We start from the raw sequence: 13,393 nt of genomic DNA, 5'->3' as shown, positions 1-13,393 counted from the left end.
GTTACGCATCTGGCCAATGCCGGACGTGCCTTGCCCCCTCGGCAGGCGCGTCCGACGCCCCTCCCTGATAGCCGAATTCCGTCACGCTTTGTTTAGCGAGGCCCCCATGTACGCCTTCACTTCCGTGTTCGCCAACCCGGCTGGCTCGCCGATTCGCGAATTGTTCAAATACTTGTCCGAGCCGGGCATGATTTCGTTCGCGGGCGGCTATCCCGCAAGCGACCTGTTCGACGTCGACGGTCTCGCCGCAGCGCAGGCCCGCGCCTTCGCGCAGCCGACGCGCTGCCTGCAATACGGCCCGACCGACGGCCTGGCCGAACTCAAGGCGCAGCTTGTCGCGCTAATGGCCTCGCGTGGCGCGCCCTGCGCCGCCGATGAGCTGCTGGTGACGACCGGCTCGCAACAAGGTCTGGACCTGTTGCTGCGCGTGATGATCGCGCCGGGCGATGTCGTGGTGACCGAACAGCCCGCGTATCCGGCGACGTTGCAGGCATTGCGACTGCAGCAAGCGACGATCGTGACGGTGCCTGTCGACGCACACGGTCTTGACGTCGCCCATCTGGGCGCGCTGCTGCGCGAGGGCAAGATTGCCGTGCCGAAGCTGCTGTACACCGTGCCGACGTTCGCCAATCCGACCGGCGCAACGCTCTCGCGCGAGCGTCGTATCGCGCTGCTGCAGTTGGCGGTCGAGTACCGGTTCATCATCGTCGAGGACGATCCGTATGGCGACTTGCGATTCGCGGGCGACGCGGTGCCGACCTTGCTCGGCCTGACGGCGGAAGTACCGGGATCGCGCGACTGGGTCGTGCACTTCTCGAGCCTGTCGAAGATCGTCGCCCCGGGGTTGCGCGTGGGTTGGACGGTCGCGCCGCCGGAGATTGCGCGCCGATGCGTCGTCGCGAAACAGACGGTCGATCTGTGCAGCGTGCCGTGGACGCAAGCGGTGGCGGCGGAGTATCTCGCCGACGGCGCGTTGGCACGCCATCTGCCGAAGATCACGCAAGCCTATCGTCGCAAATGCGACGCGCTGTGCGACGCGTTGCGCGAGACGCTGGGCGACGCCATCGCGTTCCATGCCCCGCAGGGCGGCATGTTCGTGTGGGCGCGTCTCGCCGCAGTGAAGACGCGCGATCTGCTGCCGCACGCGATCGCCGAGAAGGTGTTGTTCGTGCCAGGCACGGCGTTCTTCGCAGAACAGGCCGACGAGGCTTCGCTGCGGTTGTCGTTCGCGGCGCCGGCCGTATCGGCGATCGAGCAAGGCGTGGCACGACTTGCCCGTGCAATGCACGCGACCAGCGCCACGCGATGATCAAAGCGGCAGGCTGTCGCGCACGATCCGCGCGAAGTAGCGCGCGCCGAGCGGCAGAATCGCGTCGTTGAAGTCGTAACAAGCGTTGTGCAGCGGGATGGCGCCTGGCGCGTCACCGCTGCCGTTGCCGATGAACGCGAAGTTGCCCGGCACGTGCTGAAGGAACATCCCGAAGTCCTCCGAAGCCATCATCGGCGCAACGTCCGCGTCGACGCGCGCTTCGCCCACCACCGCCTGCGCCGCGCGAACGGCGAGCGCCGTATTGTCCGCCCAGTTCATCGTCGGCGCGAACTCGTGCGTGTACTCGAACTCGCCATGCGCGCCGTGCATCGCACAAACGCCCAGGCAGATCTCACGCATGCGTGTCTCGATCAGTGACTGCACGTCCGGCGAATAGCTTCGCGTGTCGCCCTTGATGACGACGTTCGTCGGAATGGCGTTGCGAATGCCATCCGTCATGAATTCCGTGCAAGACACCACCGCCGACAGCCCCGGATCGACACTGCGCGACACCACGGTCTGAAGCGCCACAACGATCTGCGCGCCGATCACGAGCGGATCGATGCCCATGTGCGGGCGCGCCGCGTGGGTTCCCTTGCCGCGAATGCGGATGACGAAGTTGTCTTCGCTCGCCATGATGCCGCCGATGCGCGTGGCGAAGCGACCTGCCGCGATGCCCGGCATGTTGTGCAGGCCGTAAATCGCATCGATCGGGAAGCGTTCCAGCAACCCATCCGCAATCATCGCCTTCGCGCCGCGGCCATGCTCCTCGGCGGGCTGGAAGATGAAGCGCACCGTGCCGTTGAAATCGCGCGACGCCGCCAGCAGCTTCGCCGCGCCGAGCACCATCGACATATGACCGTCGTGCCCGCAGGCGTGCATCTTGCCCGGTACTTGCGACGCATAGTCGCGCCCCGGCGCCTGCTCGGCGATCTGCAACGCGTCCATGTCGGCCCGAATGCCGATCGCGCCGCGCCCGTCGCCCACCCGCAGGTTCGCGACAATCCCCGTACCGCCGATGCCGCGATGCACGTCCAGCCCAAGGCTTTCCAGAATCGTCGCGACCGTCTGCGACGTGCCGACTTCCTCGAACCCGGTTTCCGGTTGACGGTGGAACGCGTGCCGCCACCCGGTCAACGCCTTGGCGAAATAGAGGTCCTGCGTCATGGCCGACTCCTGTGAATGCTGTTGATCCGAGGCAACGTCAGCGGGCCAGCCAAGCGTGCTGGCGTTGCGTCACCGACGCGTCCGGCTCGCCCACGAGTTGCGCATATACGAGCGGCGCGGTTGCCCCTTCCGTGTTGATCAGCAGGACGTGGGAATCCGCGTTCAGACCGATGGCCGATGCCAGCGCAGGCGTTGCGGCCGCCTGCATCAAGCCCGCCAGACCCGCCACCCCCGACTCTCCTGCGACAAACGGCACGTCGTTGTCGCTGCCGCGTGCCAGACGCCGCATCGCCTCCAACGCCTCGGCATCGGTGACGGTCATGAACGCGTCGACCGACGGTTGCAGGAACCGCCACGCCAGCGGCGACGTCTCGCCGCACGCCAGCCCGGCCATTACGGAATCGACCGACCCCGACGCCGAGGCGGCCTTACCCGCAATGGCGCTCTGGTAGAGGCAATCGGCCTGCATCGGCTCCACGAGAACGAATGTTGGACGCCACACGCCCCAGCGCTCCCAAAGATAGCTCACGATACCCGCCGCCAGTCCACCCACGCCCCCTTGCAGGAAGACGTGCGTGAGCGGGCATGCGGCGTCCGTGGGAGCGTCTACGCCGCAGAGCGCTTCATCGACTTCGGCCGCCACCGTCCCGTACCCCTGCATGACGTCGCGTGGAATGGCCTCGTAACCCTCGTAAGACGTGTCCGAAACCACATGCCAGCCGTGACGCGCGGCAAGCGCCGCCGCCGCGTCCACCGACGCATCGTAATTGCCCTCGACGCGCACGATCTCGGCACCGTACGCGGCGATCGCCTGTTCGCGCTCCTCGCTCACCTGCGCGTGCAGCACGATGACGCAGCAGCAACCCATGCTCTGCGCCGCCGCGGCGAGCGCGCGGCCGTGGTTGCCGTCCGTCGCGCTGATGACCGTGACCGTGGCGAGCGCGTCGCGATGCTCACCTCGCAGCAACGTCCGCGCGGTGAAGCCTTCTGCTTCGCACTCGCGCAACAGAAGGCGGACGAGCGCAATCGGCGCGCCCAGCGCCTTGAAACTGCCCAGCGCCGAGCGCAGCGCTTCGTCTTTCACGAGCACGCTGCGAACGCCCAGCGATGCGGCCAGATCGGGCAGCGCGCGCAGCGGTGTGCTCCCGCGCGTCAGCCCATCCCAATGGGCGAGCCACTCGCGGCTCTCTTGCGCGCGAGCGATGCTCATGATGTCCTGAAGGTGCGCCGGGTAAGGCGCGCGAGCGGCGTGGGGATTGACGTACAGCATGGGGGGCTCCGGTATTGCGGTATTTCGGGATGTCGGGATGTCCGAACGGTTCTATCGATGTACGGCGAGGCGCCTTGCAACGACATCGAGCAGCACTTTCGCGCCGTTCACCAGTTGCTCGTCGTCGGTGTGCTCGCGAGGGTTGTGGCTGATACCGCCCCGGCTCGGCACGAAGATCATCGCCGCCGGGGCGATGCGCGCGATCATCTGTGCGTCGTGGCCCGCGCCCGACGTCATGCGCATGGACGACAGCCCTAACCGACTGGCGCTCGCTTCAATGACGTCGGCCAACTCGGCATCGAAAACGACCGGCGAGAAGCGCGCCAGGCGCTCAGCCGAAATGCGCACGCCCTCGTCTTGTGCGAGCTTCGTCAGGAATGCCGAAAAATGCGCTTCGCTCGCTGCCAGACGTTGTTCGTTCGGGTCGCGCATATCGACCGTGAATACCGCCTTGCGGGGAATCACGTTGATGACGCCCGGCTCGACCCGCAGCGTGCCAACGGTCGCGAGCGTCGTGCCGGAGTCGACGGCGATGCGCCGCAGCTCGGCGACTGCGGCGGCGGCGGCATAGCCGGCATCGTGGCGCAGCCGCGTCGGCGTGGTGCCCGCGTGATTGGCGTTGCCTTGCACGGTGATCTGCTGCCACGAAATGCCCTGTAGATTCTCGACGACGCCGATCTGCAGCCCTTGCGCTTCGAGAATCGGACCTTGTTCGATGTGCAGTTCGAGATACTCGTGGGGCACGAGGGTGCCCGGCATCATCTCGCCGGCGTATCCGATACGCACGAGTTCATCGCCCAGACGCGCGCCATCGGTGCCGATGGCATCGAGCGCCTCGGCCAGCGGCAAACCACCCGCGTGAACCAGCGAGCCCATCATGTCCGGATGAAACCGCGCGCCTTCCTCGTTGGTGAATGCCGCGACCGTGATCGGCCGCGACGGCACGACGCCCGCTTCGCGAAATGCCCTCACGACGGCCAGGCCACCAAGCACGCCATAGCACCCGTCGAGCGCACCCGCGTTGACGACGGTGTCGATGTGCGACCCCATCATGAGCGGGCGCGGGATCTCGCCCGACGCATCGTTAGCGGCCGACGCCAGCGTGCCGAAGATATTGCCGATGCGATCGATCCGCACGTCGAGATCGAGTTCGCGCATCCACGCGACGACCTGATCTCGCCCGGCTTTCTCGGCGTCGGTGAGCGCGACGCGAGTGCGGCCGCCCGCAACGGGATCGGCGCCGATCTCGCCGAGTTCACGCAACTGTTGCAACAGGACAGCGCCGTTCAGGCGAAGGACGGTGGGGGCGTTCGTATCGGACATAGGGGAATTCGGTCATTTCGGCGGAGAGATCGATGGGACAGCCGCTCGCGCAAGCCCGTTCAGCGACGGGTTTTTCGCGTCACCGCTAGCGGAGTATCATCGGCCTGCCTGAATAATATTCCGTGTCGCGCGTACGATTAACCCGATTTCAACCGAGAAATCGAATTTTTATTTCGCCACATGACCCTGGACAGTTACGACGTCGCCCTGCTCGCCGCGATCCAGCAAGACGCGACGACGCCTCAGCATGCGCTTGGCGCGCAAATCAATCTGTCATCTGCCGCGGTGAATCGGCGGCTCAGAAAGCTGGCCGACGAAGGTGTGACACGCAAGACCGTCTCGCTGGTGGATCCGGCGAGCGTCGGTTATGCGTTGACGATCATTACCGAGGTCGAAGTCGAGAACGAGCGGCTCGATCTGCTCGATGCGATGCGACGCAGCTTTCTCGCGTGCCCGCAGGTGCAGCAATGTTATTACGTGGCGGGCGAATGCGACTTCGTGGTGATCATGGTCGTACAGAACATGGCGCAATACACCGAACTCACGCGCGCGCTGTTCTTCGAGAGCAACAACGTCAAACGCTTCAAGACGCTCGTGTCGATGAGCAACGTCAAGGTCGGACTGGAAGTTCCGCTGGACGCGGTCGGCCGCTGAGCGCAGCAGTCACGGCAATCGCGGTGGCGCTGAAGCGCGTGTGGGCGACGCGAAGGCACGCGTCGGATCGTGGTGTGTTGCCGGCACGCGGCGCACGCCCGATCGTTCGCCAGAGCGTTGCGCCCTGGCGAACGATCGGGGAAATGTTACGGCATCAGTACTTTGTCCACGACATGAATCACCCCATTCGATTGCATGACGTTGCTGATGGCGATTTTAGCCACTCCGCCCTTGTCATCCGTCACCATCAGATGCCCGCCCTTCTGCGTGACGGTCAGCGAATTGCCTTCGACCGTTTTCAACATGGCCTTGCCGCCCCCGTCCTTGACAGCCTTCATCAGATCCTGCGCGGAGAGCCGGCCCGGCACCACGTGATACGTGAGCACCTTGTCGAGGGTTGCCTTGTTCTCGGGCTTGAGCAGGGTATCGACAGTCCCCGCCGGCAGTGCCGCGAACGCTTCGTTGGTCGGCGCGAAGACCGTGAAGGGCCCGGGGCCGGAGAGTGTGTCGACCAATCCGCCGGCCTTCACGGCGGCGACGAGTGTCGTATGGTCCTTTGAGTTCACCGCGTTTTCGATGATGTTCTTCGAGGGGTACATCGCCGCCCCGCCGACCATGACCGTCTTCTCACCGCTGTCCATCGACGCCGCGCATGCGCTGAGCGACGATCCGAACACACAGCAGGTTGCCACAAGCACCGGCAGAAATCCGGTCGAGTAACGAGTCTTCATTTTCTCACCCCATTGATGGCGCTTCGCAAAACGGAAGCCCTTCTACTTACGAGCAAGCCGGGTGAACGGATGCACGTTCGGGAGCGGAATTCACGAAGGAGGCAATGTCGTCCAGCACGGGGGCATAGCCTCGAAGCGGTGCGCTAAGGGTTCCCAGAAGCATCGCGTGCCCAAGATCATAGTGACGCACTTCCACCTCATCGTTCATCCGTTGCAACCGGCGAGCAAACCGCGTTGTGTTGCCCGGATCGACGACCGTGTCCGCGTCGCCCACGGCCAACCACATCGGCGGTTCCCTGCCCGTCACGAAATGAATCGGCTGGCTGGCGAGTCGCACCGGCTCGGGAAATATACGGCGAAGCACATCGCTCTTGAGCGGCAGGAAATCGTAGGGACCGGCCAGGCCGATGACGCCCGCGATATCGCACTCGCGCATGCCATTGGCATGCAGGTAGCGGGCATCGGTCGCGAGTAGCGCCACCATTTGCGCGCCCGCCGAATGGCCCATGAGAAACAGGCGTTCGGGGTCGCCGCCAAACGCTCGTGCACGGTCGCTCGCCCAGCGCACCGCGATCGCGGCGTCGTCCATGAAGCCCGGGAAAGTCACCTCCGGATAGGTCCGATAATCTGGCAAGACCACCAGGAAGCCGCGCGAGGCGAGCGCCTCGCCGACAAATCGGTAATCCCCTCGTTGGCCGTTCTGCCAACTCCCTCCGTAGAAGAACACGACCACCGGCATGCCGCTCGCACCCGCGTCGGGGTGTGTTGGCACATAGACGTCGAGTCGCTGCCGCTCGAACGTGCCATAAGCGAGGTTTGTGACTTCACGATACGTGGTCCGCGGCGTTAGCGCATTCACGAGTGTGACGGGACTGCACGCACACAGTGCGACGCTGATGAGCGCCACGGCCAACGCGCCGCCGAGCGAGACATTCGTCATGTTTCCTTCCTGTCGAATAGAGGCCGGGGTGGGCCGATGCCCCCCGGGCTTGCCTTCGTCAGTACGGGGATGGCGATCGCCCGGATGCACGTCCGAGCGGAAATCGGCGGATTTTTTTGTTTCCGCTGCATCCGAGGGATCGCGACGTCCGTATACCCGTGACACGCGTCTTGAACCCGCTACGGAGCTTGCATCATGCCTGCCGCCGCCATTGCATTCGTCGGACTGAATCTCGCGCTGTATGCCGCGTGGCTTTCTCGATGGCGCAGCCACGAAGGCGTCAAACGAACGCGCCACGTTGCGGTTGGCGTGTTCGTCGGTGCGAGCGTGCTGCTGGCGGGTTGTACCGGCGCGCCGCCCAACCCCAACCCTCGAGCAGACGTTCCGCTTCACACGGTGCCGGTCGACCTGCCGCGATACATGGGCAAGTGGTATGTAATCGCCAACATCCCCTACTTCGCCGAACGCGACTTCGTCGGCAGCCGCGCCGAGTGGAAGTTGCGCGACGACGGCAAGATCGACGATCACTTCTATGGCCGCAAGGACGGGTTCGACCAACCCGAGCGTCATTACCAGTTCCTCGACACTGTGGTGCCGGGCAGCGGTGGCGGGGAGTGGCGTGTTCGCCTGTTCTGGCCCGTCTATGTCTCGCAGCTCACCGTGTACGTCGATCCGGCGTATCAGTACACATTGCTCGCTTATCCCGACAAGTCATTGGGCTGGATCTTTTCCCGCGAGCCGACGATGGATGACGCGACTTACCGCGCACTGCTGTCGCGTTTCGATGCCATGGGCTACGACACCACGCGCTTCCGGCGCGTCCCCCAGGTGCCCGAGCAACTCGGTCAGCCGGGATTCGCCACCCCCGGGAAAAGCGAATGAAAGCGAGTCGTCTGGCACGCGTGATCGTGTGTCTGGCCGGCGCGCTGACAACAGCGGCGGCGTGGTCGGGATGCCGCGATGCATTGACAACGGCCCATCGCATTGGCGCGGGCGAATTTTGCGTGTTGGGCTTCTGTCTCTACAAGGCTGAGCTTTGGTCGCCGCACACGCCCCTCTCGGCCGACACGCCCTTCGCGCTTGTGCTCAAGTACGAGCGAAGCGTGAGCGGGGCGCGCATGGTCTCGACGGGCCTCGACGAGATTCAACGATTGGCCCCGCGTCCGATCGCGAACGAGACGCTCAACGCGTGGCGCGACGACATGCAGCGTGCGTTCGGCGACGTGTCGCGCGGAGACGAGCTCTGTGGCGTCTATCTGCCTGGGCGCGGCGCACGGTTCTATACGAACGGGGCATTGACGGCCGACGTTCCCGACATGGCGTTCGCGCGGGCCTTCTTCGGCATCTGGCTCGACCCGAACACGCGGGCGCCTTCGCTTCGCAGACATCTGTTGGGCGAAAGCCCATGACCGGCCGTGGCATCGCGGCAATGTAACCCACCGCACCCGGGACGTTGCCTCGGCCTGGTCTACGTTGTACTCGGCCAGGTGGGGTGGTTCACGTGCGTGCTCAGCGCCGCCCAGGGAGACGGATGGATAGGCGTCGCGCTCGTGGCCGCCATGGCGGCGGGTCATCTGTGCCTGGACCGGCGACCGCTTCGAGAAGCCGGGTTTCTCGTCGTCGTCACAGTGCTGGGTTTCGGATGGGAGTCCTGCGTTTATCGCACCGGCTGGATCGCCTACCCGAATGGCGTGCTTGTCCCCGGATTCGCGCCGTATTGGATGGCCGGGCTATGGGCCCTCTTCGCGTTGCAGATCAATCCGGTCTTCGCGTCGCTTCGCCGTCGCCGGCTTCTGTGCGCCATGCTTGGCGCGGTGGGCGGTCCACTGTCGTTTCGCGCGGGCGCGGCTTTGGGGGCCGTCCAGTTCATCGATATCTGGCGAGCGCTCGCCCTGATTGGCGCGGGATGGGCAGTCATGCTGCCCGGACTGATCGCGCTGGGCGCGGCGATCGGTTCGGGGCCGATCACCTCCGGCAAGGCTACCGACGCCATGCGACATGGCGATCGGTAGTCATCCGGTAGTCATACCCCTCAACGTTGTTCGGCCGGCACGCTGGCCGCGCCACTGACCTCATTGCTGCGCGCTTCCGATGCCGGCACCAGCCCGACCGATGCGATCTCCTGGCGTCCCAGCGAGATGATCGCGGCGGCGAGCGCCAGTGCCACGGCGAAGATACCGAACGTGTAGCTCGGCGACGGGTTGAACGTGGCGACGATGCCAATGATCATCGGTCCCATGATGCCGCCCACGCGGTTCAGCCCCACGGCCACGCCCATCCCCGTGCCACGCACTTCCGTGCGATAGCACATCACCTGGTAGTTGTTGAGCACGGCCTGCGCACCGAAGATGAAGAAGCCCAGCGCTGCGACGAACGGCGGTGCCCACAGATTGCCCAGCGCAATGCCGACCGAGATCATGGAGATCGATGCCAACGTGTAGCCAATGATCATCGCCTTGATGCGGCTGCGCAGCCTGTCCGCCAGCCAACCCATGCCGATTCCGCCAAACACCGACGCCAGCATCACCAGCGTGCCGTAGGCGAACGCCGATGACACACCGCCGCCGCTCGCGACGACCAGCGTCGGCAGCCAGCCCGTCAGACCGTGGATGCAGAACAGACTGAGGAACCCAACGATCCAGTGAACAATCGTGTTGCGGCGATACATCGGCGAGAGCAGTGCCGCGATCGAGCCGATCGTCTGGGGCTTGTGCATCGGCGAAAACGTCGCCGTGCGATACACCGCCTCACGCTCAGGACGCAGCTTGGCGAGCAGTACGCGCACTTCCGATTCCCGTCCGCGCAGCATCAGGTACTGAATCGATTCAGGCAACCACAGTGTCGCGGCAATCACCACCAACAGCGATGCGGCACCGATGTAGTACAGCGACTCCCAACCGAAGTGCGCCGTCATCGAGAGCCCCGCGATGCCTGCGAAGATCCCGCCTGCGGAGAAGCCCAGTTGGAACACCCACGTCGCAAACGTGTTCGCGTTCTTCGCGGGTGCCCACTCGTTGATGCAGGTCAGCGCCAGCGGCGTCACCATGCCCAGCGCCGTGCCCATGATGAGGCGGAAGATCGCAAACCCCAACGGCCCGTGCACGACGGTGGCGAGAAGGCCGCTCGAGATGGTCAGCATCCACAGTGCCAGCAGCATGACGCGGCGGCGTCCGAACCGGTCGGACAGCAGGCCTTGAAGCACCGAGCCGATCGACAGACCGATGATGCCGCTCGAGAGCATGAAGCCGATCATGCCGGGCGACGGGTGCCACGTCTTGCGCACCAGTGGAATGACGTACGCGGCATTGAACAGATCGTAGCCATCGAAAAACATGATGGCAGTGAGCAGCACGGCGAACTTGAAATGAAACCCGCCGAATTTCGCCTGCGCGATTTCTTCGCGCGCGGTAATGGTTGTCGTCACGATTGTCTCCAGACCGTGTCAGTCGCGGCCGCGCCGGTCTGGTGCCGGCGTGTTCCGCGTATTTAAATGGCGGCTTGCCACACCCCCGCCAGCGGGCGTGGCGCCGACCGTCACCTCAGCGCGCCGATCAGGGCGTCGAGTTGGGTTGCCAGCGCACTCGCGTGTCCCGCGACACCCCAAACGTAGTGGTCCGGTCGCACGATTGCCGCGTGGCAATCGTGCTTCTCGAACCATCTCGCGAGGACACCTTCCTTCTCCTGCACTGCCACACTGCCGGCCGGCAGGGATGCTGCCGAGCCAAGCACCACGACCCTTGCGCCGATATCGCGCGCCGCGGCAACCCAACCGCTGTCCAGCAACGCGACGTCGTCGACAACCACTCGCCAGCCGCCGCCGACCACGTCGTCGAGCAACGCGGAGGCATTCGCAGTCGTCGCAACGAGCGGTTGCGGGAACAGCGTGCCGTTCACGGCATTGCCGTCAGCGGCAAGCAATCCGCACTGCAACGGCGGCACGATCTCCTGACGCGTAACGGTCTTCACCACACCGCCGCACTCGGCCAGCAGTCGTGCGTCGCGCGCCGTGGCCGCCGCCTCGTCACGCTCGCAGATCACGCGACCGATCTCCTTGATGCGTGTGGTCAGCGTCGTCACGTGCTGCTTGCGTTCCACTTGATACGTGTCGAGCAGCGCGTCCGACGCCTTGCCGCGCAGCACCCGCTCGAGCTTCCAGACCAGGTTGACGATGTCGCGCACACCCTGACACATTCCTTGACCGATGAACGGCGGTTGCTGGTGCGCGGCATCACCCGCGATGAACACGCGCCCACGGCGCCATTCGCTCGCCACCAGCGCATGGAAGCGATAGCTAGCCGCGCGCCACAAGGTGCCGTCTTCCGGGGTGAGCCAGCGCGAGAGCAGTTGCCACACGCTGTCGTCTTCGCGCATTTGCGCGGGATCTTCGCCGGGCGAGAGCATGATTTCCCAGCGACGATGCCGTCCGGGACCCACGATGTATGTGCACGGGCGCTTCGGCTCGCAATACTGGATCGCCACCTTCGGCAGCTTGGCCAGACCGCTGTCGTTGACCATCACGTCGACCACGACCCACGGTTCGTCGAACACGAGGTCTTCGAGCGCGATGCCCAGCGTGGTGCGCACGAAGCTCGACGCCCCGTCGGCGGCAATCAGATACTTGGCCGTGACGGTGCGCGTCTGGCCGGCGTCGTCGCGCAGGCGTGCGGTGACCGCCTCGCCCATGTCTTCGAAGCCGATCAGCTCAGTGCCCAGCGCGAGGCTCACGCAGTCGTAGCTCGCTGCCTGATCGCGCAGCGCTTGCTCGACCGGCGGCTGCGTGAAGGTCATCGTCGGCGTGTAACCCATCGGATAAGGCTTGTCGACGGTGGCGATGCGCTTGATCAACTGCCCTTGCGTGCCGTAGTACTCCGACGGCGGAAACACATCGACGAACGGGGCGATACGCTCGGCCAGACCTAGGTCTTGAAAGATGCGCATGATCTCGTGATCGAGCGCAATCGCACGCGGCTTGTCGTAGACTTCGCGCGCCTTGTCGACGCACAGCGTGCTCACGCCGAGCTTGCCGAGCAAGTTGGCGGCGACGGCCCCCGAAGGGCCGAAGCCGGAGATGAGAACGTCGTAGGACTCGTTCATGACGCTCATTTCGCCTCGACTTCGTCCTGCACGAGGTTGGACAGCAGGCCCACACGCTCGATGTCCACTTCGACGCGATCGCCGTCCTTCATCCACACGGGCGGCGTGCGGGCGAAACCGACACCGGCCGGCGTGCCCATCGCGATCACGTCGCCCGGTTCCAGCGTCATGCATTCGGACAGCAGCTCGATGGTTTCGGCCACGCCCCAGATCATGTCCGAGGTGTTGGTCTTCTGCATCACCTGGCCATTCAGGCGCAGTTCCATCTTCAGTTCGGTGGCGCCGGCCGGCAGGTCTTCCGGCGTGACGATCCACGGGCCGAACGCGCCGGTGCCGTCGAAGTTCTTGCCGATGGTCCATTGCGACGTGCGCTTCTGGAAGTCGCGCAACGAGACGTCGTTGAAGCAGGCGTAGCCGAAGACATGCTCGAGCGCGTCGCTGCGCTTGATGTGACGGCCGCCTTTGCCGATCACCACTGCCAGCTCGGCTTCGTAGTCGAGCTTCTCCGACACGTACGGGCGGATCACGGGGTCGCCATGCGCAATCAGCGAGGTCGCGCCGCGGAAGAAGATCAGCGGGTACACCGGCTTCAGGTTGCCGCCTTCCTTGGCGTGATCGTAGAAGTTGTGGCCAAGGCAGACGATCTTGCCCGGACGCGGCAACGCCGGTGCGAGCTTGACATCCGACAGGCGCACGCGCTGGCCGGCGCGATTGGCGAGCGCACGCCTGGCGGCGCCGAGCACATCGACATCCTGCTCGAGCGCAACGCGCAGATCGGACGGTACGCCGGGTTGGGCAGCAGCCAGGTCGATGACGTCGTCGCCATCGACCACACCCAGGCGCGTGCCTGCTTCATTCTTGAACGTGACGAATTTCACCGTAAGACTCCATGGACTTGATTGAGA

The 13,393-nt window shown here is 64.9% G+C and carries 13 protein-coding genes; 5 read left to right on the top strand and 8 right to left on the bottom strand.

Going from position 1 to position 13,393, the window contains the following annotated elements:
• Positions 1–106 precede the first annotated feature (106 nt).
• Positions 107–1,309, top strand: coding sequence for a PLP-dependent aminotransferase family protein (locus tag DRB87_RS03020; RefSeq protein WP_130024814.1), 1,203 nt, complete (start codon positions 107–109; stop codon positions 1,307–1,309).
• Here DRB87_RS03020 and DRB87_RS03015 read toward each other — a convergent pair whose 3' ends face one another.
• Genes DRB87_RS03015 through DRB87_RS03005 form a run of 3 tightly spaced genes read right to left on the bottom strand, consistent with a single transcriptional unit; the run spans position 1,310 to position 5,069 of the window.
• The gene (locus DRB87_RS03015) at positions 1,310–2,476 is read right to left on the bottom strand and encodes a M20 aminoacylase family protein (protein WP_130024813.1); all 1,167 of its coding nucleotides are present in this window, start codon (positions 2,474–2,476) and stop codon (positions 1,310–1,312) included.
• Positions 2,477–2,513: 37 nt separating this feature from the next.
• Positions 2,514–3,746 (bottom strand): diaminopropionate ammonia-lyase, encoded by a 1,233-nt coding sequence (locus DRB87_RS03010; protein WP_130024812.1) that lies wholly within the window; start codon positions 3,744–3,746, stop codon positions 2,514–2,516.
• A gap of 51 nt (positions 3,747–3,797) precedes the next feature.
• Positions 3,798–5,069 (bottom strand): Zn-dependent hydrolase, encoded by a 1,272-nt coding sequence (locus DRB87_RS03005; RefSeq protein ID WP_130024811.1) that lies wholly within the window; start codon positions 5,067–5,069, stop codon positions 3,798–3,800.
• 180 nt (positions 5,070–5,249) lie between these two features.
• Between DRB87_RS03005 and DRB87_RS03000 the strand changes: the two genes are divergently transcribed.
• Positions 5,250–5,723, top strand: a complete 474-nt coding sequence (locus tag DRB87_RS03000; RefSeq protein ID WP_130024810.1) for an Lrp/AsnC family transcriptional regulator — start codon at positions 5,250–5,252, stop codon at positions 5,721–5,723.
• Positions 5,724–5,869: 146 nt separating this feature from the next.
• Here the strand turns inward: DRB87_RS03000 and DRB87_RS02995 are convergent, their stop codons facing one another.
• Complete coding sequence (locus DRB87_RS02995) at positions 5,870–6,454, bottom strand: fasciclin domain-containing protein (protein ID WP_130024809.1); 585 nt, start codon at positions 6,452–6,454, stop codon at positions 5,870–5,872.
• Between the two features lie 46 nt (positions 6,455–6,500).
• Positions 6,501–7,394 carry an alpha/beta hydrolase gene (locus DRB87_RS02990; RefSeq protein ID WP_130024808.1) on the bottom strand — a complete coding sequence of 298 codons (894 nt, stop codon included), beginning with the start codon at positions 7,392–7,394 and terminating at the stop codon, positions 6,501–6,503.
• 195 nt (positions 7,395–7,589) lie between these two features.
• Here DRB87_RS02990 and DRB87_RS02985 point away from each other — a divergent pair, with 195 nt between their 5' ends.
• From DRB87_RS02985 to DRB87_RS02975, 3 genes are read left to right on the top strand one after another with little or no spacing between them, the layout of a single operon-like run.
• Complete coding sequence (locus DRB87_RS02985; protein WP_240756154.1) at positions 7,590–8,276, top strand: lipocalin family protein; 687 nt, start codon at positions 7,590–7,592, stop codon at positions 8,274–8,276.
• Positions 8,273–8,803 carry a chalcone isomerase family protein gene (locus tag DRB87_RS02980; protein ID WP_130024807.1) on the top strand — a complete coding sequence of 177 codons (531 nt, stop codon included), beginning with the start codon at positions 8,273–8,275 and terminating at the stop codon, positions 8,801–8,803. The genes DRB87_RS02985 and DRB87_RS02980 overlap by 4 nt, the downstream gene beginning before the upstream one ends.
• Before the next feature lie 6 nt (positions 8,804–8,809).
• Positions 8,810–9,406 carry a DUF2878 domain-containing protein gene (locus DRB87_RS02975; RefSeq protein ID WP_130024806.1) on the top strand — a complete coding sequence of 199 codons (597 nt, stop codon included), beginning with the start codon at positions 8,810–8,812 and terminating at the stop codon, positions 9,404–9,406.
• Between the two features lie 20 nt (positions 9,407–9,426).
• Here the strand turns inward: DRB87_RS02975 and DRB87_RS02970 are convergent, their stop codons facing one another.
• From DRB87_RS02970 to DRB87_RS02960, 3 genes are all read right to left on the bottom strand, one after another.
• A complete protein-coding gene (locus tag DRB87_RS02970) occupies positions 9,427–10,818 on the bottom strand; it encodes an MFS transporter (protein ID WP_130024805.1) in 1,392 nt (463 codons plus the stop codon).
• A gap of 110 nt (positions 10,819–10,928) precedes the next feature.
• Positions 10,929–12,497 (bottom strand): bifunctional 3-(3-hydroxy-phenyl)propionate/3-hydroxycinnamic acid hydroxylase, encoded by a 1,569-nt coding sequence (locus tag DRB87_RS02965; RefSeq protein ID WP_130024804.1) that lies wholly within the window; start codon positions 12,495–12,497, stop codon positions 10,929–10,931.
• On the bottom strand, positions 12,494–13,366 hold the full coding sequence (locus DRB87_RS02960; RefSeq protein ID WP_130024803.1) for a fumarylacetoacetate hydrolase family protein: 873 nt from the start codon (positions 13,364–13,366) through the stop codon (positions 12,494–12,496). The genes DRB87_RS02965 and DRB87_RS02960 overlap by 4 nt, the downstream gene beginning before the upstream one ends.
• Positions 13,367–13,393: the final 27 nt, after the last annotated feature.

Source organism: Pandoraea sp. XY-2, from assembly GCF_004193915.1.
In the GTDB taxonomy this organism is placed as follows: Bacteria; Pseudomonadota; Gammaproteobacteria; order Burkholderiales; family Burkholderiaceae; genus Pandoraea; species Pandoraea cepalis.
Note: the sequence above shows the minus strand (reverse complement) of the source record. Positions and strands in the feature narration are given on the sequence as shown.

Bases quoted from the DNA above. Each gene is read 5' to 3' on its own strand.
- DRB87_RS03020 (WP_130024814.1), top strand. From the start codon at position 107: ATGTACGCCTTCACTTCCGTGTTCGCCAACCCGGCTGGCTCGCCGATT.
- DRB87_RS03015 (WP_130024813.1), bottom strand. From the start codon at position 2,476: ATGACGCAGGACCTCTATTTCGCCAAGGCGTTGACCGGGTGGCGGCAC.
- DRB87_RS03010 (WP_130024812.1), bottom strand. From the start codon at position 3,746: ATGCTGTACGTCAATCCCCACGCCGCTCGCGCGCCTTACCCGGCGCAC.
- DRB87_RS03005 (WP_130024811.1), bottom strand. From the start codon at position 5,069: ATGTCCGATACGAACGCCCCCACCGTCCTTCGCCTGAACGGCGCTGTC.
- DRB87_RS03000 (WP_130024810.1), top strand. From the start codon at position 5,250: ATGACCCTGGACAGTTACGACGTCGCCCTGCTCGCCGCGATCCAGCAA.
- DRB87_RS02995 (WP_130024809.1), bottom strand. From the start codon at position 6,454: ATGAAGACTCGTTACTCGACCGGATTTCTGCCGGTGCTTGTGGCAACC.
- DRB87_RS02990 (WP_130024808.1), bottom strand. From the start codon at position 7,394: ATGACGAATGTCTCGCTCGGCGGCGCGTTGGCCGTGGCGCTCATCAGC.
- DRB87_RS02985 (WP_240756154.1), top strand. From the start codon at position 7,590: ATGCCTGCCGCCGCCATTGCATTCGTCGGACTGAATCTCGCGCTGTAT.
- DRB87_RS02980 (WP_130024807.1), top strand. From the start codon at position 8,273: ATGAAAGCGAGTCGTCTGGCACGCGTGATCGTGTGTCTGGCCGGCGCG.
- DRB87_RS02965 (WP_130024804.1), bottom strand. From the start codon at position 12,497: ATGAGCGTCATGAACGAGTCCTACGACGTTCTCATCTCCGGCTTCGGC.